This window comes from Paraburkholderia sp. RCC_158, assembly GCF_041355255.1.
Lineage (GTDB): Bacteria > Pseudomonadota > Gammaproteobacteria > Burkholderiales > Burkholderiaceae > Paraburkholderia > Paraburkholderia graminis.
Window position 1 is genome coordinate 620004 of the sequence record NZ_JBFUPM010000001.1, and the last position, 19593, is coordinate 639596.

Sequence of the window (19593 nt, forward strand, 5' to 3'; positions counted from 1 at the left end):
TTCCATGCAGCGATAAATCAATTGAAATGAATTGATCGCAGCAATTACGGGTTGATATGGATCTGAACCTCCGGGACATTCGCGCCTTTATCGCCGTCGCGCAAACGGGCAGCTTCACGCAGGCGGCCACGCGCCTGCATCTTTCGCAGCCGGCGCTGACGGTGCAAATCCGGCGGCTCGAGGAAACGCTGGGCTTGCGGCTTTTCGACCGCAACAGCCGCAAGGTGGCGCTGACGCCCACCGGCCGCGACGTGCTGCCGCTTCTGCAGAAGTCACTGCACGACATGGAGCATGTGCTGATCGACGCGCGGGCGCTCGGCGACGGCGCGAGCGGCACCGTGCGTATCGCGTGCCTGCCGACGTTCGCGGCGAGCTCGCTGCCCGAGCTGGTGCAGGCGCTAAAGGAAGCGGTGCCGCGTGTGAGGTTTCAGGTGCGCGATGTCGTCGCGAGCATGGTCAATACGCTGGTGCGCAATGAGGAGGCTGACATTGGACTGACGGGCGGCGAACTCGACGACGCGAATCTCGAAGTGCTGCATGCGGGCATCGACAGGCTCGTGGTTGTTTGCCCGAAACGCCATACGCTCGCTAAACAGCGGCGCAAGATCACGCTCGCCGACCTTGCCGCGACGCCGCTCGTGCTGACCGCGCAAGGCACGAGCGTGCGGGCGGTTGTCGATAGCGCGTTTGCCAATGCGCGTTGCGTCCCGGAGATTGCCTGCGAGCCGACTTACATGATGAGCGCGGTCGCGATGGTTCGCGCGGGGCTCGGCGTGACGATACTGCCGGCGTCCGCGCGCGAAGTGCGAGCCGAGCCGGAGCTGGTGGCGCGTCCCGTCGACGATCCCGCGTTCACGCGGCCCATTGCGCTCATCAAGAAGCGTGGCCGAACGTTGCCGCGTGTGACGGAAGCCTTCGTTGCGATGCTGATTGCGAAGCTTGATGCGGAGTGAAGCGCGATCCGGCTAGCTAAATCTCGTAGGCTTGTTGCTTTGCGTGCCGCGATGCTGGCACGCTGGCGTATCCAGCCGCCAACCCAGTACAAAAAACGGAGACAGCCGCGATGACCTCTTTAGCCGATCCACACGACGACGCCCTCGAACATTTCGAAGCGCACGGCGCGCCGCCGCTGCCGGCATCGAACGAGTCGGGCTGGATCGAGCACGAGGGCGCGCGCATCTGGTACGCGTCTCATGGCAAAGGCGCGCCGGTGATTCTGCTGCATGGCGGCCTGGGCCATAGCGGCAACTGGGGTTATCAGATGCCGGCCCTGCTCGATGCAGGCCACCGTGTGATCGTGATCGACAGCCGCGGTCATGGCCGCAGCACGCGCGATGCGCGGCCATACAAATATGAGCTGATGGCTTCCGACGTGCTCGCGGTCATGGACGCGCTGTCGGTCGAGCGAGCGGCAATCGCCGGCTGGAGCGACGGCGCTTGCGTGGCGATGGTGCTGGGCATGGCGGCGCCCGAGCGCGTCGCGGGCGTGTTCTTCTTCGGCTGCAATATGGACCCGAGCGGCACGAAGGAATTTGTGGCGACGCCGGTGATCGATCGGTGTTTTAGCCGTCATCGCCAGGACTATGCGCGGCTATCCGCTACGCCCGACAACTTCGATGCGTTCGTCGCGGCCGTCAGCGAAATGATGAGGACCGAGCCGAACTACGCCGCGCCTGATCTCGCTCGCATCCGCGTGCCGGTGCTTATCGTGCAGAGCGAGCACGACGAGTTCATCAAGCCGGAGCACGCCGAATATCTCGCGCGCAGCATTCCCGGCGCGCAATTGCGCGTGCTGCCAGGCGTGAGTCACTTCGCGCCGCTGCAGCGGCCCGCGTTGTTTAATAAGGTGATGCTCGGGTTCGTCGCGCGCGCGTTTTCGTGAAGTTTTCACGAAGGCCGCGTTCACGGCACATACCTGTCCGCATCGCGCAGGCCCCAAATTTCACGATGTGACACGCGCCCTTGCTTCGTAAAAAACCGTGGTGCGTGGCACAAATCCGCCATTTCGCAATGCCGCCCCGCGTTGCACATTGCAAAACGAAGCGCGTAAGTCACTGTTTCTAAGGCGACTTTTTACTTCGAACCAACCATCTAACTCCGGCTTGCGGCCCCGACTGCTGACGTAGACTCTTTTACAAGAGCACGCGGTTCATGCGGTGCAGTGAGTTCGATGGGACGAAACGCAATCTGACGACCCCTCGCACTCCCACCCATGACGCCGCCAACGCACCACGGTTTTTTATTGGCAATTGGGAGACGAAAAATGAAAGGCTTTCGCTTTGGATCGGCTCAGGGAGCGTTCTATATTCTGCCCGGCCACGACGGTTGGGAAGCAACCTACGGCAACGACAAGCTCGGCGAGTTCTCGAGCCCGCAACAGGCGGCCGACGATCTCGCGCGCGGCTTGACCTGCCCGCATCTGTCGGAAGTCGATACGTCGACGCTGGAAATTCCCGAGAAACTGAGCGACTGGGAAATCGTTCACGTTTGAGGGACCGCATGACGCGCGTCCGCTTGGTGGAGCCAGAAACGACGATGGCGCTCGAGAGCGCCATCGTCTTGCTTACCGCTTACTTTTGGGCGTGCGTAGGTGCGTGCACCCGTGCTTTGGCGCGCGCGTCATTCCGCACACCCGTCAGCACATCGCCCAACACATCACGCGATCGAGTCGACGATCTGGTTCAGCGTCGCGCTCGGGCGCATCGCCTTGCTCGTCAGGTCGACGTTCGGACGGTAGTAACCGCCAATGTCTACCGGCTTGCCTTGCGCTGCACGCAGTTCGTCGAGAATCTTCGCTTCGTTGTCGGCCATTGCCTTCGCCACGCCGGCGAACTGAGCCTGCAACGCGGCGTCTTCGGTTTGCGCGGCCAATGCTTCGGCCCAGTACATCGCGAGGTAGAAGTGGCTGCCGCGATTGTCGAGACCGCCAACCTTGCGCGCTGGCGACTTGTCGTTATCGAGGAACTTGCCGGTTGCCTGATCCAGCGTCTTGGCCAGAACCTGCGCCTTCGGGTTGTGATACGCGTTGCTCAGATGTTCGAGCGACGCGGCCAGCGCCAGGAATTCACCCAGCGAGTCCCAACGCAGGAAGCCTTCTTCGACCAGTTGCTGAACGTGCTTCGGCGCCGAACCGCCCGCGCCCGTTTCGAACATGCCGCCGCCAGCCATCAGCGGGACGATGGACAGCATCTTCGCGCTCGTGCCCAGTTCCATGATCGGGAACAGGTCGGTCAGGTAGTCGCGCAGCACGTTGCCGGTGACCGAGATAGTGTCCTTGCCGGCGCGGATGCGTTCGAGCGAGAACTTCGTTGCGTCGACCGGCGTCATGATGCGAATGTCGAGACCGTTCGTGTCGTGATCTTTCAGATACTGCTCGACCTTCTTGATGATCTGCGCGTCGTGCGCACGAGCCGCGTCGAGCCAGAAGACGGCCGGCGTGCTGGTAGCGCGCGCGCGGTTCACGGCGAGCTTGACCCAGTCCTGCACCGGGGCGTCCTTGGTCTGGCACATACGCCAGATGTCGCCCGCTTCCACCGCCTGCTCGATCAGCACCGCGCCGCTCGCGTCGGTCACGCGGACCACGCCGTTCGCCGGAATCTGGAACGTCTTGTCGTGCGAGCCGTATTCCTCGGCGGCTTGCGCCATCAGGCCGACGTTCGGCACTGTGCCCATCGTGACCGGATCGAATGCGCCGTTCTTCTTGCAGTCTTCGATCACTGCCTGATACACGCCCGCATAGCAGCGGTCCGGAATCACCGCCTTGGCGTCGTGCAGCGCGCCGTCGGCGCCCCACATCTTGCCCGACTCGCGAATCATGGCGGGCATGGATGCGTCGACGATCACGTCGCTCGGCACGTGCAGGCTCGTGATGCCCTTGTCCGAATTGACCATGGCCAGTTGCGGACGCTGTTCGTATTGAGCCTTGATGTCGGCTTCGATCTGCGCGGCGGTCTCAGCCGGCAGATCCTTCAGGCGCGCGTACAGATCGCCGATACCGTTGTTCGGGTTGAAGCCGGCTTGCGCCAGCGCGTCGGCATGCTTGGCCAGCACGTCTTTATAGAACACCGATACCACCTGGCCGAAGATGATCGGATCGGACACCTTCATCATGGTGGCCTTCAGGTGGACGGAGAACAGCACGCCCTTCGCCTTGGCGTCGTTGATTTCCGACTCGATGAAGCTGCGCAGCGCGTTCTTGCTGAGCACCGAAGCGTCGATGATCTCGCCCGCCTGCACCGGCGTCTTTTCCTTCAGGACCGTCTTCGTGCCGTCGGCGGCCGTCAGTTCGATCTTCACCGTGCCGGCCGCTGCGATCAGCGCCGACTTTTCGCTGCCGTAGAAGTCGCCGCCGCTCATGTGCGCCACATGCGACTTCGAGTCCGCGGACCATACGCCCATCTTGTGCGGATGCTTGCGTGCGTAGTTCTTGACCGACAGCGGCGCGCGGCGGTCCGAGTTGCCCTCGCGCAGCACCGGGTTCACCGCGCTGCCCTTGATCTTGTCGTAGCGTGCCTTGACGTCTTTTTCAGTGTCCGTCGTGGCGACGTCCGGATACGGCGGCAGCTTGTAGCCCTGGTCGCGCAATTCGGTGATCGCGGCCTTCAGTTGCGGCACCGAAGCGCTGATGTTCGGCAGCTTGACGATGTTCGCTTCAGGACGCGTGGTAAGTCCACCCAGCTCCGCCAGATCGTCGGAACCCTTTTGTTCCGCGGTCAGGTAGTCCGGAAATGCAGCGATGATCCGGCCAGCAAGCGAAATATCGCGCGTTTCAACGATCACGTCGGACGAGCGCGTGAACGCCTTGACGATCGGCAGCAGCGAATAAGTCGCCAGAGCAGGCGCTTCGTCGGTGAGGGTGTAGATGATCTTCGGCGGTGTGGACATGTTTGATGCTTTGCTAGGTGAAGTGAGAGACACAGCGTGGGAAGCGCTGAGCCAGCGAGTTGCGACGAAGCAGCAAAACGCAGCGCGACCCGCGGCACTACTTTTTACGGCCCGACCGTGAGTATATGCGTGTTTTCGTCCGTCCGCTGCTAAACAAACAGGCCGAAGAACCGGGTCAAACTAGCCGGATCCCCGCCAGATAAGGGTTTTAACGATTTGCCCTAGGCCGAAAGACATATGTCTTATAGATGACTCAGCACCCACAAGCTCGCGATCAATGAGAATCGCTCTCAACTATCGCCGCCCACCGCGCCTGGATGATGTAATCGGCCGCTTAACAGTCGGCGGAATGTCCGACCGCACCTTCAATCGCACCTTCGACCGCATCGCGCTCGCGGTAGCTCTGCGCCATCGCGACCACCACCTTGCGCGGTCCTTCGAACGGATCGCGCGCGTGCGCCGTCAGCATGTTGTCGAGCATCAGCACGTCGCCGGTCCGCCACGGAAACACGATGCGCTGTTCGTCCAGCACGCCGCGAATCTGCGCGAGCGCGTCGGCTTCGAGCGGCGCGCCGTCGCCGTAATAGACATTGCGCGGCACGTTTTCGATGCCGACGGAATCGATCAGCACCTCCTGCATGTCTTCATCGAGCGACGAAAGGTGGAACAGGTTTGCCTGATTGAACCAGACGCGCTCGCCCGTGCGCGGATGCCGCGCGACCGCCTGGCAGCGCTCGCGCGTGCGCAGAAGCAGTTCGCCGTCTTCGCTGTTGCGCCATTCGCATTCGATGCCGCGAGCGCGGCACACGCGCTCCACCACGCGCGGATCGTCCGAGCCGAACGCTTGCTGCCACGGCAAGTCCAGCCCTTGTCCGAAGTTGCGCACGTAAAGCAGTTCGCGGCTCGCAAAGCGCGCGACCAGCGCCGGATCGAGTGCGCGGTAGATCGCGCGGCTATCCACGATCGGCGTCGCGCCGCCGGAACGGGCGGCGAGCGCGCAGTGAAACCAGATGCGCAACGGCCATTCGCGCGTGTACGATTGTTCGTTATGCAAAGGAATCGAACGATGCGGCGGATATTCCGTCGACGTGTACACCGCCCCCTCAACCTGGCTGCGCGGCGTCGACGCAAATTCATAGCCGATCAGCGGATGCCCGAACGACGCCGCGAAAGCCTGAAACGCGTCGATCGATTCGACGCGGAAGCCGGTGAAGAGCACGCCGCCCGCGCGCTCGAGGTGTTCATCGACGATTGCATGCAGCAGCGGCGCCGCCTCGTGCAGCGACATAGTGGCGGCGCCCGCGCGCGGCGAAACGACGGCCGGCAGCCCCGGCTCGATGGAGAAATCCGCGAGCGAGGGCCGCGGCATCGAAAGCATGGTCATACGAGTCCTCTTGCAGAAGCGGCGCGCCGGCTGCATCCAGAGCCGCAGACGAGCAACTGCGCCGACGATACGATGACAATCTAACGCAAACGCGAATCATTCTCAATAAACATGTGAAATAAACTTAAACTCCAACACCCTTTGGCTGAAGAGAATGTCGAACAGCGTCGACTTCGCGGCCGAGCTGCCTAGCGGCGGATTCGAATCTGGTACAACTGAGAACTGCGCGGCGCTTTCGCCGCCTGCCCAAACTACCGTGGCGAGCGGATGCCGCGCGCTGCCCACAAAAAGACCCACTACGTTCTTGCTGGAGTAAGTCATGGCTAATGCCTACCTGCAGGTAATCGCGCATTTCTTCGCGAAGCCCGGCCACGGCGACGCGATCGTCAAGCATCTCGCCGAACTCGCCGAGGCGACCCGCGCCGAGCCGAAGAATCTCTACTACGAATTTTTCCGCTCGCCGCTCGAGCCCGATCATTTTGTGATCCTCGAGCAGTACAGCGACGCGAACGGCCTCGCCGAGCATCGCGAGACCGAACATTTTCAGCATCTTGGCTTCGGCGCGATCATTCCGTTGCTCGAGCGGCGCGAGGTGTCGAGCCACATGGTGCCGGGAGACGCAGCATGACGAACGCATTCCGTTTTCAAACGGTGCCGACGCTCGTCGTCGAATTCGGCGTGGCGCGACGGCTGGGCGCTTTGTTGCGCGCGCAATTTCCCACGCTTCACACTGTGTGCGTGGTGACCGACGGCTTTCTGCACAAGAGCGGCCTGCTGAAGCCCGCACTCGCGGACCTCGCGGCGCATGGCTGGAATGCGACCGTGATCGACGACGTCATCGCCGATCCGCCCGAACATATCGTGCTCGAAGCGACAGCGCGGGCGCGCAGCGCCGGTGCCGAGATCGTGCTCGGGCTGGGCGGCGGCTCGTCGATGGACGTCGCCAAGCTCATCGCCGTGCTCGCGCCACAGCAGGAGCAGCCGCTCAGCGACATGTATGGCGTGAACAAGGTCACGGTGTCGCGCTTGCCGCTCGTGCAGATGCCGACGACCGCCGGGACCGGCTCCGAAGTCACGGCTGTGTCGATCGTGACCATCGGCGAGGCGAAGAAGATGGGCGTGGTTGCCCCGCAGTTGATCGCGGACCTCGCCATTCTCGACGCCGAACTCACGCTCGGGCTTCCGGTGGCGGCAACGGCCGCGACGGGCATCGACGCGATGGTTCACGCGATCGAAGCCTATACGTCCGCGCATTTGAAGAACCCCATCTCGGACATGCTCGCGATCAAAGCGCTGGACCTGCTGTCGCGCAACCTGCTGCCCGCCTGCGAAGACGGCAGCAATCGCGGCGCGCGCGAGGCGATGCTGCTCGGCGCGACCTTCGCCGGACAGGCGTTTGCGAACTCGCCGGTGGCCGCCGTGCATGCGCTCGCGTATCCGATCGGCGGCATTTATCACGTGCCGCACGGGCTTTCCAACGCGCTCGTGTTGCCGCATGTTTTGCGCTTCAACGCTGAATCGGCGGCGACGCTTTATGCGGAACTCGCGGATGTCGTGGTGCCGGGCGTAACGGGCAGCGCTGAAAGCAAGACGAATGCGCTGATCGAAAAGCTCGAGCAGATGATCGCCGCCACGGCGATTCCGGCCCGATTGCGCGATGTCGGCATCGAGCGCGAAGGCCTTCCGCGGATGGCCAGCGACGCCATGTTGCAAACGCGCCTGCTCGTGAATAATCCGCGGCCGGTCGCTGAAGAAGATGCGCTGGCGATTTATACCGCTGCGTTTTGAGGTTCCGTTGGGCTTCGCGGTTTGACCGTGGGCTCACGCGCTTAGTGCTGTCGGTAGGTGCGCGCGCCGTTACGACGGAGCTGGGCGTTACGTAGCGTGCGCGGGAACATCGGCGCGTGGACCTTTGGTTTTCAGATCGTTTTTGGCATTTAATTCTATGCGTGGCGCCGAAACATTGTTTTGATGCCTCGTTTGTGCAATTTCGCGCCAGGCTCAGCCTATGGCGCGGAGCTTGCAGATATGTCCCCGTTAATAGTCGTTCAACGGGGACATCATGCTCAAATTTGCCAGCCGCACTGCTATCGCCGTCGCGGCATCGACATTACTCGCGCTCTACGGCTGCGGTTCCACGCTTAATACGCCGACCAAGAGTCCGCTTACGCCCAACACCAGTGGACTCGGTGGCGGAGGACTTGGTGGGACTTCGGGGAGTTCGGGCGGGTCGGGGACGTCTGGAAGTTCGGGGACTTCGGGGACTTCGGGGACTTCGGGGACTTCGGGGACTTCGGGGACTTCGGGGACTTCGGGGACTTCGGGGACTTCCGGTACTTCCGGTACTTCCGGTACTTCCGGTACTTCCGGTACTTCCGGTACTTCCGGTACTTCCGGTACTTCGGGTACTTCCGGTACTTCGGGGACTTCCGGTACTTCGGGGACTTCAGGTACTTCAGGTACTTCAGGTACTTCAGGTACTTCAGGTACTTCAGGTACTTCAGGTACTTCAGGTACTTCGGGTACCTCAGGCACTTCCGGCACTTCGTCCGGCACAACCTCAGGCACTGGCACTTCAGGCACTTCAGGTACTTCCGGCACCTCCTCGACGCCGATAGGCCAGGTCGTCATCAACGCCAGCAACCTCATTACCGCTGTCGGCACAACCGTCGCCGATACCGGCAGTAAAGTCACCGGCACATCCGTGCCCGGCGTCAACAACGCAACCACCGCGGGCCTCGGCAACGCCGTGACCGATCTTGGCAATGCCGTCAAAGCTCTCGGGGACGGCAGCGCCGCCGGCCTCGGCACGTTGGGCAGCTCGGCCAATCCGCTCAACCCGACACTCGGTTCGACGTCAGGCGTCGTGTCCAACGCGGCCGCCGCGGTGACGTCGCTTGGCAACGCGGTCACGAGCATCGGCAGCGGACCGCTCGCGCCGGCTTCGCCGCTGACGTCGACGCTCGGCAGTGTCGTCGGCGGTGTCGGAAGCGGCCTGAATGCGGTCGGCTCGGGGCTCGGCACCACGCTGGCCGGCGCGCCCGTGCAACAGGTCGAGACTCAACTCAGCTCGGTCATCAATCCGATAACGGTCGCCGTGTCGAATACGACGCAGACCGTCGGCAATGCAACCGGCCTCGGCTCGCCGCTCAACGCGCTGCTGAACACGGTCGGCAATGGACTCAACTCCGCGGGACTCAGCGTGTCGGCCGCGACCGGCGATCAGGTCGGCAAAGACGTCGGCGGAGTCGTGAGTCAATTGGGCAAGACAGTCACGACCACGGGCGGACTGCTCACGGGAGCGACGACAAATCCGCTTGCGCCACTGACCGGCGTGCTCGGCCCGCTAGGCGGCGCGAGCGCAAGCGGCAGCGTATCCATCCCGCCGTTGACGGGCCTGATCGGCAACCTGGGCTCGCTCGGCGGCAATGCAGGCGCGAGCACGCCAGGCAGCGCTGCGGGGCTGCTCGCGCCCGTGACCGCGCTTCTCGGCACTGCGGGCTCGCTCGGCGGCGCGGGTGGCGGGACGGGTAGCACGGGCAGCAGCGCAAGCGGCCCGCTTGCCCCCGTCACGACGCTTCTGGGATCGCTGACATCGGCAGTCGGCGCGGCCGGCGCGACCGGTGCAACGGGTGCCCCGGGTGCGGCCGGCGGTTCGCAAGCCGGCACGGCCGCGAATCCGGTCACCGGCCTCATCACCGGATTGACAGGCGGTTCGAGCGGCGGCACGTCGTCCAGCACCAACCCGCTTGCGCCAGTGACAAACCTCGTCGGCGGATTGCTCGGCGGCGTCGCGCCTGCGAAGAAATAACCACTAGCCTGAAGCGGCCGGGACCCAAAACAAAATAACGCCCGGCCGCCGCTTATGTCATGACGACGAGGATGACATGACCTCCAGCATCGAGACCTTTGCGCGTGCCGACGATCCGGCTCCGCGTTCGGCAACGCCGTTTTCCGTGGGCTTATTGGGCATGCTCGCCGGCCTGCTGACGCTGTGGCTCGTGCGCGATAGCACCGCGCTGGACGGCGCCACGCGCAGCACCGTGGCCTGCTTCGCGATCATCGCGACCGTGGGCGCTTACGAGCTGCTTGTCGCGCGCGTCTATTTGCGTCCGAGCGCGGGGCTCACGCGTCGCGCGCTACGGTCGCTCAGCATCGCGCGTGTCGCAATGCGTCTTGCGTCCCTGGCCTGTATCTATGCAGGCATCGGCGCGCTTTACTGGCTATTGCCCGAATACCACGGTTCGTTCTATCACCCGTTCTGGTCGCTGATTGGAACGCTCGCACCTTACGTGGCAGTGGCCGCGCCGTTTTACTTTGCGTGGATGGACACGCATCAGCGCGAAACCGACGACGCCTATCTGCTGCTCGCGCGTCTGCTGTTACGCGGCGAACGTCCGTCGAACTGGCGGCCCCTACGCGAAATGCTGGCCGGCTGGATGGTGAAAGCGTTCTTCCTTCCGCTGATGACCGTCTATCTCTCGACCAACGCAGCCCAACTCAACGCTTCGCTTTCCGCCGCATTGAACGCGCCGTTCTCTCTTGCAACGTTTCGCTTCATGTACGACCTCTCGTTTGCAATGGATCTGATGTTCGGCACCGTCGGCTATTTATGCACGCTTCGCATTCTGGACAGTCATGTGCGCAGCGCGGAGCCGACCACGCTCGGCTGGCTCGTTGCGCTCATCTGCTATCAGCCGTTCTGGTCGCTGATTTCCAGTCAGTACATTCGCTACGAAGGCTCGATGTTCTGGGACAACTGGCTTATTTCGATGCCGGTATTACGGATAGTTTGGGGCTCTGTGATCGTTGCGCTACTGCTGTGCTATGCCTGCGCCACGATGTCTTTTGGCTTGCGCTTCTCGAATCTGACCAACCGGGGAATCATCACCTCCGGACCTTATCGCTTGACGAAGCATCCTGCCTATATTGCCAAGCACCTGTCGTACTGGATGGTGAGCGTGCCGTTCATCGAGCCTTTGGGTTGGCAAGTCGCACTCATGCATTGCGCAGCACTCGTTGCAGTCAATCTTCTCTATTTCGTGCGGGCGAAAACAGAAGAAAAGCATCTGATGAACGACCCCGACTATCGTGCATACGCCGAATGGATCGCGAGAAACGGCGTCTTTGCAAAGATAACGCGCGCGTTCCGATAGAAGACGCAGGAGGCAATTTGACCGGACACAGAACTTTTACTAGCATCGTCAGCCACGCAACTCAACGACTGCGTCCTGCACACAGTCAATCAAGCTGGCCGATGCTAGAAATTCCCCTCTCCGACGCCGATTGGGCGCGAGTCCAGAGTCTATTTCCGGAGCCGGTTGCCACTCGCGGGCGCCCGCGCCGCAGCGACCGCGAGATTCTCAATGCAATACTCTGGTTGCAGCAGAGAAATGAAAAATGGCACCGGCTGCCCGCAACGTTTCCGCCACAGCAAACGTGTTATCTCCGGTATATGGCGTGGAAGAAGTCGGGCGTGCTCGATCAGGTGAATGAGCGCTTGCCTGAGTGCAATGCGGAATACGCTGACGGCTGCGATACGTAACGCATTATCAAGCGGCGCGTGAATGCACTGCCGCTGCCGCACGCGGAAAAGACACGCGCATATGCACGCCCTTGCCGCCCTCGCCCGTGTCGAGTGCGATATTGCCTGCATGTGCGTCCGCTATTTCGCGCACGATGGCGAGTCCGAGACCGGTGCCCTCCGTATCCGTCGACGCGCGAAAGAACGGTTCGAATATGCGGCTACGGGACTCAGCGGGAATGCCTGGACCGTCGTCGACCACGCTAACGGTGACGCTATCGGCATCGGCTTTCACTGACACGGTGACATGCCCGCCGCTGCCGGTATAGCGAATCGCGTTCTCCACGAGGTTCGCAATCAGCGCTTGCAACAGGCCGCGGTGTCCTGCCACTGGCGCGCTATCGCAAAGCTCCGCGCCCAGGTCAATCTCGCGGCCTTGTGCGAGCAGCGCGAGATCTTCGACTACTTCAAGGGCTAACGGCAGGAGGTCGACTGTCTCGACAACGAGCTGACTGTTGTCCGCCGCCTCTGCTTGCGCAAGCAACAGCAACTTGTTGGTGAGCCCGACCATCGACCGGTTACTGCGATGCATGGCGGCGAGCGCTTCGTCGAGCGCGGGATTGACGCCGCCCTGTTGCCGCGCAAACTGCAATTGCGTGCCGAGCAACGTAAGCGGCGTGCGCAACTGATGCGCGGCGTCGGCGATAAAACGGCGTTGCGCGGCAACCTGCACGCCGAGGCGCGCAATGCATTGGTTAATCGCCTCGACAATGGGCCGCAATTCAGTGTGCAAACGGTCTACGCGAATCGGTTCGAGTTGCATCGGGTCGCGATCGGCAACCTCTTCTTTCACCTTCATCAGCGGACGCAGTTCGAACGTCAAGCCGATGCACACGAGCGCAACGGCCAGTGCGATCATTTCGATCTGCCGCACGAGTTGCGGTTGCCATAACTGCTCGGCCATCGCGTCGCGCGAACGCACGGTCTTGCCGACGGTGACGCGCACGCGGCGTGTCGCGCCGTTGTCGTACATGAGCCGCACGATTCCCACAGCACGCACGTCCTGGCCGTAGAGCGTGGTGTCGTAGTGGTCGGGCGTATCGGCCGCTTGCGTGGGGCGCGGCGGAAAGTCCGGCGTGCCCGCAAGCAAATGCCGGCCGTCGACATTGACGCTGTAGAACACCTGATCGCGATAAGGCGACGCGAAAATTTCGAGCGCCGCAGGCGGTACATCCACGCGCAAAAAGCCGTCTACCCATTCCACTTCGCCGGCAATCATTCGCGCGGAAGAAATGAGCTGATTGTCCTGCACGAGATCGGCGGTTTGCCTCGCATTGTCGTAGGCTGCCTTGCCGGTCACGAACACGTACAGTGCAAGCGGCACCAGCAACCACCATAACAAGCGGACCCGCAAACTATTGGTCATCTTCTTTCTTGCGCAGCAGATAACCGAGTCCGCGCAGCGTGACGATAGCCGCCGAACTGCCGTCGAGCTTCTTGCGCAATCGCGAGATGTAGATCTCCACCGCGTCTTCGCTCGGCTCATCGGCGAGCGTGAAAATGGCGTCGACGAGCGCGGGCTTCGTCACCGTTTTGCCGAGCCTCAAGATGAGCGTTTCGAGCACCGAGCGCTCGCGCGGCGTCACATTGAGCGGCGCACCCCTCAGCGTGAACTGGCGCGTGTCGATGTCGAACGCGAGATCGCCGCACACCACTTCGCTCGCCTTGGAGGGCGACTGCCGCCGGATCGCCACCTTGATTCGCGCGATCAGCTCGCGCACTTCGAATGGCTTCACGAGGTAGTCGTCCGCACCGGCGCCGAGCAATTCCACTTTTTCGTCGATGGAACCGCTCGCCGTCAGAATCAGAACCGGCGTGGCGTCACCTCGTTGACGCAGCCGACGCAGCACGTTCTTGCCCGACAGCTTCGGCAGATTCAGGTCGAGCAGAATGACGTCGTAGTGATTCGACTGCAGCAAACGGTCTGCCGCGTCGCCGTCCTGCACGGCGTCGAGCGCGAATGCCTCCTGCTCGAGCATCTTCGCGAGCCAGTGCGCGAGCGTGGGATTGTCTTCGATGAGCAGCAGCTTCATGGCGGGAACGGCAAAAGTCAGGGCGTCGATTGTGCCGCAAAAAAAGGGCTTTGCGCGTATTGCGAGCCGATGTGCCGCGCGGCGCGCGACGCACGCCTCGCGGCACTTCGGGGTTAACACTCATGGTTTCCCTACAGCGCCGAAAGCTCGCAGAAGGTTTTCAATTTCTATAATCGCCGTCATTCATCCAAAAAGCGCCGCGCGCAACATCGGGCGGCGACTAAACCCAGGAGACTGCCTCATGCGTACCTTGCGCCAGATTGCCGCCGTGTCCAGTGTTGCGTTTGCCCTCGCCGCTGCTTCGACCGCCGCTCATGCGGAGAAAATCACGATCATGGTCGGCGGCGCCGCCAAGATCATCTACCTGCCGGCGCGGCTCACCGAGCAACTCGGGTACTTCAAGGACGAAGGCCTCGACGTCGAAATTCTTTCGCAGCCGGCCGGCGTGGACGCGGAAAACGAACTGCTCGCGGGCGCGGTGCAAGGCGTGGTGGGCTTCTACGATCACACCATCGACCTGCAGAGCAAAGGCAAGGAAGTCGAGGCGCTGGTGATCTTCGGGCAGGTGCCCGGTGAAGTGGAGATGGTTTCCACGAAAGCCGCGGACAGCTTCAAAAGCATGGCCGACGCAAAGGGCAAGACGCTGGGCGTAACGGGCCTGGGCTCATCGACGAGTTTCCTCACGCAGTACCTCGCACAACGCGCGGGCGTGCCGTCCACGCAATACACGCTGCTGCCGGTGGGCGCGGACAACAGCTTCATCGCGGCCATCAAGCAGAACCGGATCGACGCCGGCATGACCACGGAGCCGACAGTCTCGCAGTTGCTGAAGACCGGCGATGCAAAAGTACTGATCGACATGCGCACGCTCGAAGGCACGCGTGCCGCGCTTGGCGGCACCTATCCGGCTTCCAGCTTCTACGTGCAACGCGCGTGGGCCGAATCGCACAAGAGCGACGCCGCCAAACTCTCGCACGCTTTCGCAAAGACGCTGAACTTCATCGCCACGCATAGCGCCGAAGACATCGCCGCGAAGATGCCGAAGGACTACTACGGCAGCAACAAGGATCTGTATATCGGCGCATTGAAGGCCTCGCTGCCGATGTTCACGAAGGACGGCAAGATGCCCGCCGACGGCCCAGAGACCGTGCTGCGAGTACTTTCCGCATTCAATCCTTCGGTGAAGGGCAAGCATATCGACCTCGCCAAGACCTACACGAACGACTTCGTGGCGGCGCCGGTCAAGACCGCGGCGAAGTAACGCCGATCAACAACAAGAGAACTGCGAGGCATCAGCCGATGAATCAACCCATGTCACGCGAGACGCCTGCGATTGAGTTGCGCAACGTGTCTTGCCGTTTCATTTCTCCGGACGGCAAGGCCACCGTTGCGTTGCGCGACTTCAGCATGTCGGTGGCGCGCGGCGAGTTTGTCGCTATCGTCGGCCCGACGGGTTGCGGCAAATCCACGACGCTCAGCATGATTACCGGCTTGCTGAAGCCCACTACCGGCGAAGTTCGCGTGATGGGCGCGCCCGTTGACGGCATCGATCCGCGCATCGGCTTCGTGTTCCAGGCGGACGCGGTGTTCCCGTGGCGCTCGGTCATCGACAACGTCGCGGCCGGTCCGCTGTATCGCGGCCGCTCGAAATCCGCCGCCTACGACGAAGCGAACGAATGGCTGCGCCGCGTGGGCCTCGACAAGTTCAGCAAGCATTATCCGCATCAACTTTCGGGTGGCATGCGCAAACGCGTGGCGCTCGCGCAGACCTTCATCAACCGCCCCGAGATCCTGTTGATGGACGAGCCGTTCTCGGCGCTCGATATGCAAACGCGCACGTTGATGCAGGATGAACTGCTGCAATTGTGGGGCGGCGCGGGGTCGGTGGTGTTCGTCACGCACGATCTCGAGGAAGCGATTGCACTCGCCGATCGCGTGTTCGTGCTGACCGCGCGGCCCGCTACGCTGAAGAAGGTTTACGAAATCGACCTGCCGCGTCCGCGCGTCACGTCGGAAGTTCGCTACGACCCGCGTTTCATCGAAATCTCGCGAGACATCTGGCACGACCTGCGCGAAGAAGTGCAGATCGGTTAATCAAGGAAAGGCAAACATGTCGACAACTCCTCAACAGACCATGCCTACCGGCATCGACACTGCTTCGCTCGAACACGTCGAACGGGTCGCGCAAAAACGTATTCGCCAACGTCAACTACTGGTGATTTCTCTGCGTATCGCGGTGCTCGTGGTCGTGCTCGGCGGTTGGGAACTGTCCGCTCGCCTGAAGTGGATCGACCCGTTCTTCTTTTCGATGCCGAGCGCGATTTTCGATCAGATCGTCGACTGGTTCGTGAACGGCACCTCGCAAGGGCCGCTTCTCACGCAGGTCTGGGTCACGCTTGAAGAGACCGGACTCGGCTTCATTATCGGTTCGGTTGCCGGCATATTCTGCGGCATCGTGCTCGGACGTAACAAGCTGCTGTCGGACGTGTTCAGCCTGTACATCAAGATCGCGAACTCGATTCCGCGTGTGGTGCTGGGTTCCGTATTCGTGATCGCGTTGGGCCTCGGCATGGCTTCCAAAGTCGCGCTCGCGGTGGTCATGGTGTTCTTCGTTGTGTTCGCGAATGCCTTTCAGGGCGTGCGCGAAGCGGATCGCTACATGATTGCGAACGCGCAGATTCTCGGTGCGTCTCGCCGCCAGGTGACGACGTCGGTTGTGATTCCCTCGGCATTGAGCTGGATTCTCGCGAGCTTGCACGTGAGCTTCGGCTTTGCGCTCGTCGGCGCAGTGGTCGGCGAATTCCTGGGCTCGAAGCAAGGTATTGGCCTCCTGATTTCCACTGCGCAAGGCGCGTTCAACGCAAGCGGCGTGTTCGCGGCGATGATCGTGCTCGCCGTCGTCGCACTCGCAGCGGACTATCTGTTGACGGCCGTCGAACAACGCTTGTTGAAATGGCGCCCCGCCGCGGTTTGAAGTTCAGCCGCGTTGCCGTGGTGTAAAAGCACGGCTTGGCAGTAAAAGAAATGCCGTTCGGTCGCCGACCGAGCGGCATTTTTTCTTTGCATCGTTGAGTTGTTGCAAGCGCCGCGCGCGTGCGGGCCTTTCCATGGGACGCTTTCACTAGCGTGCGTTTTGCGCTACGTTTGCAAGCTCACGCATGACAAGTTCAGTCTTGCGTACTTCCTGCTGGAGCGATGCACATGGACGACGTCCAATTCGGCAAAGCGGCACAACAGCAAACCCCTGAGCAGAACGACCCGATTCGCCACGTAGTCGTTCTGCTCATGGAAAACCATTCCTTCGATCAGATGCTCGGCTGCCTCGACGAAGTCCACAAGGATCTGGACGGCGTACGCAACGCTGCGGCGAAAACAAATGACGACGGCAAAGGCCACGTCTTCTCACCTCGCCCCACGTACGCGCGACAAATGAAGCTCGATCCGGATCACCGGCATTCGGCGGTGTTAAGGCAGATCGACGGGGACAACAGCGGCTTCGTGCACTCCTTCACGGACGATTATCCCAAGAGCAGTCTTGCCGCGCGGCAAGACATCATGGGCTACTATCCACGCGGCTTCCTGCCGGCGCTGCATACGCTCGGCGAGCACTTCACCGTTTGCGACCGATGGTTTTCGTCGATGCCCGGCCCGACCTGGCCTAACCGCTACTTCGCGCTTAGCGGCACTTCGAAAGGCCGGGTTGGTATGCCGTCCGGCCTCGATGCACTTAATCCGAAGTGGTACACCGAACAGGATCAGGACACGATTTTCGACCGCCTGAACGAGGCGCAAAAAAACTGGCGAGTTTATTTCTACGACTTTCCCGCGTCGTTGTTGTTGAAGAATCAACGCAAGCCCGAGAACCTCGCGAATTACCGCTACTTCGATACGTTCTTCCGCGATGCCGCCGGGGCCGAAGACGCATTTCCCGAGTTTGCACTGATAGAGCCGAAGTACTTCGGCGAGGCGCAAAACGACGACCATCCGCCGCACAACATCATGAAAGCGGAAAAGCTGATCGCGGATACCTACAATGCACTGCGCTCGAACCAGCCGTTGTGGGAAAGCACTTTATTTGTGATTCTTTACGACGAGCATGGCGGCTTTTATGACCACGTCGTGCCGCCGCCAGATGCAGTGGCGCCGGACGAACATACAAACGCGTTCGACTTCAAGCGCCTCGGCGTGCGCGTGCCCGCCATTCTCGTTTCGCCGTGGTGCGATAGCGGCGTCTGTGATGCGCAATTCGATCATTGCAGCCTGCTGAAGTATCTCTGCGACAAGTGGAAGATGGCGCCGCTCGGCAAGCGCACTGAAGCTTCGGCAAGCGTCGGACTCGCAATCCGCGCGACCGGCGCGGCGCGTGCCGATACACCGCCGTTCATTCGCGTGAGCAATCAATCGCTCATTCCGGAGCACGTGGAACTGGAAAAGAAGTCGTCGAATAACAATCAGCAGGGGCTGCACCATTTCGCGGACTTTCTGCACGCGGAACTGGATCGATTGACGACGGAGGCGGTCGTGTCGGCGGCGAATGTCGCGCGTGCGCAGAACGGCTGGGTGCGCATGAAAAGCGCATTAGGTTCGGCGATGATCGGCGTCGGACAGTGGCTTAGCAAAGACTTCTATCGGGCGCGCGATCAACGCGACGCGCGCACGAACCACGCATTCACACGGCTGTCGGAAGTCGCGCATGAGGCTCATGACGCTCTCAATACGCGCGGCGATTGAGAGCGCATATAGGCACGATAGCTCCAGACGTTTATCTCATTTCCAGCAACGAAGTTTACCGAAATGCGCCATTACTCTCTCCAGTTTGCGAACCTACAATGTAATCACTGGCTGCGAACAACAAGGTTCGTAGCGCAATAAACACCGAACTGGAGGTAGTTAATCATGAAATCGCTCATTCAAGCCGTTGTTGTCGCCACCGTGTTGGCCGCTCCTGTCGCTTCGTTTGCGCAGTCCAATGAGCCGGTGACTCGCGCTCAAGTGCGCGCCGAACTGGTTCAACTGGAAAAGGCCGGCTACGAGCCGAGCCGTGCCGACCGTTACTATCCTGCCGATCTACAGGCTGCACAAAACCGCGTTGCCGAGCAAAATGGCACCGCGCAGCCGGCGATATCGAGCTACGGCGGCGCGACCACCGGCTCATCGCAATCGGGCCGCACGGGGTCTGCTAATGGCGCGAAGTCCATTTACTTCGGCAACTAAGAAGGAACGGTTCGCGGTTTATCGCGCCGCCAGGGCGCATCCCGTTTGATCCGTTCCAAACGAACTGGCCCGCGACCGGTTGTTCCGATCGCGGGCCAGTTCGTTATGTGTTACCTCCGTCATCGGCTACCGATGACTTCGCCTGGATCGCACCGGTCCAGGCGCTTTTTTGCCAATGCCGACAGTTGTGCGTGCAACGAGCCGACTGGCGAATCAGTCGCGAGCGATCAGCTCGCCCACCTGGCCGCGGCCCGTGACGAGGCAGTTCGACAGGAAATTTTCACCCTGGCTGCTTGCGCCGGCTTCTCCGAAACCCTTCTTGAACGCGTTTGCCTTGACGAGTTCCGCGCCCTGATGGCACGTGATCGTCCCTACTTCACCGGCCTGCGCGCGCATGAGCGCGCGGTCGGCCAGCAGATAGCCAAGCAACAGCACCACCGCAATATTGAACGCCTGTCTCATGGATCGTCTCCTCCTTCGAGGAGACTAACGCG

General features: G+C 61.6%; 19 protein-coding genes. 13 read left to right on the plus strand and 6 right to left on the minus strand.

The features are described from left to right. Positions 1-56: 56 nt before the first annotated feature. The 3 genes from AB6809_RS02750 (at position 57) to AB6809_RS02760 (ending at position 2491) form a co-directional block, all read left to right on the plus strand. Positions 57-953: a LysR family transcriptional regulator gene (locus tag AB6809_RS02750; RefSeq protein WP_029966994.1), complete on the plus strand. Its 897-nt coding sequence runs from the start codon at positions 57-59 to the stop codon at positions 951-953. A gap of 110 nt (positions 954-1063) precedes the next feature. Further along, a complete protein-coding gene (locus AB6809_RS02755; RefSeq protein WP_029966996.1) occupies positions 1064-1882 on the plus strand; it encodes an alpha/beta fold hydrolase in 819 nt (272 codons plus the stop codon). A 381-nt stretch (positions 1883-2263) separates the two neighbouring features. Next, on the plus strand, positions 2264-2491 hold the full coding sequence (locus tag AB6809_RS02760; RefSeq protein ID WP_006047206.1) for a hypothetical protein: 228 nt from the start codon (positions 2264-2266) through the stop codon (positions 2489-2491). Positions 2492-2655: 164 nt separating this feature from the next. Here AB6809_RS02760 and AB6809_RS02765 read toward each other — a convergent pair whose 3' ends face one another. The 3 genes from AB6809_RS02765 to AB6809_RS02775 all read right to left on the minus strand — a co-directional run bounded on the left by AB6809_RS02765 (position 2656) and on the right by AB6809_RS02775 (position 6589). Then, positions 2656-4884 (minus strand): NADP-dependent isocitrate dehydrogenase, encoded by a 2229-nt coding sequence (locus AB6809_RS02765; protein WP_371025977.1) that lies wholly within the window; start codon positions 4882-4884, stop codon positions 2656-2658. 334 nt (positions 4885-5218) lie between these two features. Beyond that, complete coding sequence (locus tag AB6809_RS02770; RefSeq protein ID WP_371025978.1) at positions 5219-6268, minus strand: TauD/TfdA family dioxygenase; 1050 nt, start codon at positions 6266-6268, stop codon at positions 5219-5221. 102 nt (positions 6269-6370) lie between these two features. After that, positions 6371-6589: a hypothetical protein gene (locus AB6809_RS02775; protein WP_029967002.1), complete on the minus strand. Its 219-nt coding sequence runs from the start codon at positions 6587-6589 to the stop codon at positions 6371-6373. Here AB6809_RS02775 and AB6809_RS02780 point away from each other — a divergent pair. The 5 genes from AB6809_RS02780 to AB6809_RS02800 all read left to right on the plus strand — a co-directional run bounded on the left by AB6809_RS02780 (position 6588) and on the right by AB6809_RS02800 (position 11813). Beyond that, positions 6588-6896 (plus strand): putative quinol monooxygenase, encoded by a 309-nt coding sequence (locus AB6809_RS02780; RefSeq protein ID WP_371025979.1) that lies wholly within the window; start codon positions 6588-6590, stop codon positions 6894-6896. The two genes, AB6809_RS02775 and AB6809_RS02780, sit on opposite strands and share 2 nt — an antisense overlap. Beyond that, positions 6893-8056: an iron-containing alcohol dehydrogenase gene (locus tag AB6809_RS02785; protein WP_029967006.1), complete on the plus strand. Its 1164-nt coding sequence runs from the start codon at positions 6893-6895 to the stop codon at positions 8054-8056. The genes AB6809_RS02780 and AB6809_RS02785 overlap by 4 nt, the downstream gene beginning before the upstream one ends. A gap of 274 nt (positions 8057-8330) precedes the next feature. Next, positions 8331-10079, plus strand: coding sequence for a collagen-like triple helix repeat-containing protein (locus AB6809_RS02790; protein ID WP_371025980.1), 1749 nt, complete (start codon positions 8331-8333; stop codon positions 10077-10079). A gap of 76 nt (positions 10080-10155) precedes the next feature. Further along, a complete protein-coding gene (locus AB6809_RS02795; RefSeq protein WP_371025981.1) occupies positions 10156-11424 on the plus strand; it encodes an isoprenylcysteine carboxylmethyltransferase family protein in 1269 nt (422 codons plus the stop codon). Between the two features lie 101 nt (positions 11425-11525). Continuing rightward, positions 11526-11813, plus strand: a complete 288-nt coding sequence (locus AB6809_RS02800; RefSeq protein WP_006047215.1) for a transposase — start codon at positions 11526-11528, stop codon at positions 11811-11813. Positions 11814-11820: 7 nt separating this feature from the next. Here AB6809_RS02800 and AB6809_RS02805 read toward each other — a convergent pair whose 3' ends face one another. Next, entirely contained in the window at positions 11821-13218 is a 1398-nt protein-coding gene (locus AB6809_RS02805) for a sensor histidine kinase (protein WP_029967016.1), read from the minus strand. Further along, on the minus strand, positions 13208-13885 hold the full coding sequence (locus AB6809_RS02810) for a response regulator (RefSeq protein WP_029967018.1): 678 nt from the start codon (positions 13883-13885) through the stop codon (positions 13208-13210). Before AB6809_RS02810 ends, AB6809_RS02805 begins: the two co-directional genes overlap by 11 nt. Positions 13886-14126: 241 nt before the next feature. On the opposite strand from AB6809_RS02810, the gene AB6809_RS02815 reads away from it, so the two are divergent. From AB6809_RS02815 to AB6809_RS02835, 5 genes are all read left to right on the plus strand, one after another. Then, positions 14127-15146, plus strand: a complete 1020-nt coding sequence (locus AB6809_RS02815) for an ABC transporter substrate-binding protein (protein WP_029967020.1) — start codon at positions 14127-14129, stop codon at positions 15144-15146. Between the two features lie 38 nt (positions 15147-15184). Beyond that, complete coding sequence (locus AB6809_RS02820; protein ID WP_006047219.1) at positions 15185-15979, plus strand: ABC transporter ATP-binding protein; 795 nt, start codon at positions 15185-15187, stop codon at positions 15977-15979. Positions 15980-15995: 16 nt separating this feature from the next. Further along, a complete protein-coding gene (locus AB6809_RS02825) occupies positions 15996-16859 on the plus strand; it encodes an ABC transporter permease (RefSeq protein WP_006047220.1) in 864 nt (287 codons plus the stop codon). Positions 16860-17086: 227 nt separating this feature from the next. Further along, positions 17087-18616 carry an alkaline phosphatase family protein gene (locus AB6809_RS02830; protein ID WP_035569673.1) on the plus strand — a complete coding sequence of 510 codons (1530 nt, stop codon included), beginning with the start codon at positions 17087-17089 and terminating at the stop codon, positions 18614-18616. Between the two features lie 165 nt (positions 18617-18781). Next, positions 18782-19099 (plus strand): DUF4148 domain-containing protein, encoded by a 318-nt coding sequence (locus AB6809_RS02835; RefSeq protein ID WP_029967025.1) that lies wholly within the window; start codon positions 18782-18784, stop codon positions 19097-19099. A 213-nt stretch (positions 19100-19312) separates the two neighbouring features. On the opposite strand, the gene AB6809_RS02840 is transcribed toward AB6809_RS02835, so the two are convergent. Beyond that, positions 19313-19561 (minus strand): hypothetical protein, encoded by a 249-nt coding sequence (locus AB6809_RS02840; protein ID WP_029967027.1) that lies wholly within the window; start codon positions 19559-19561, stop codon positions 19313-19315. Between the last annotated feature and the right edge of the window lie 32 nt (positions 19562-19593).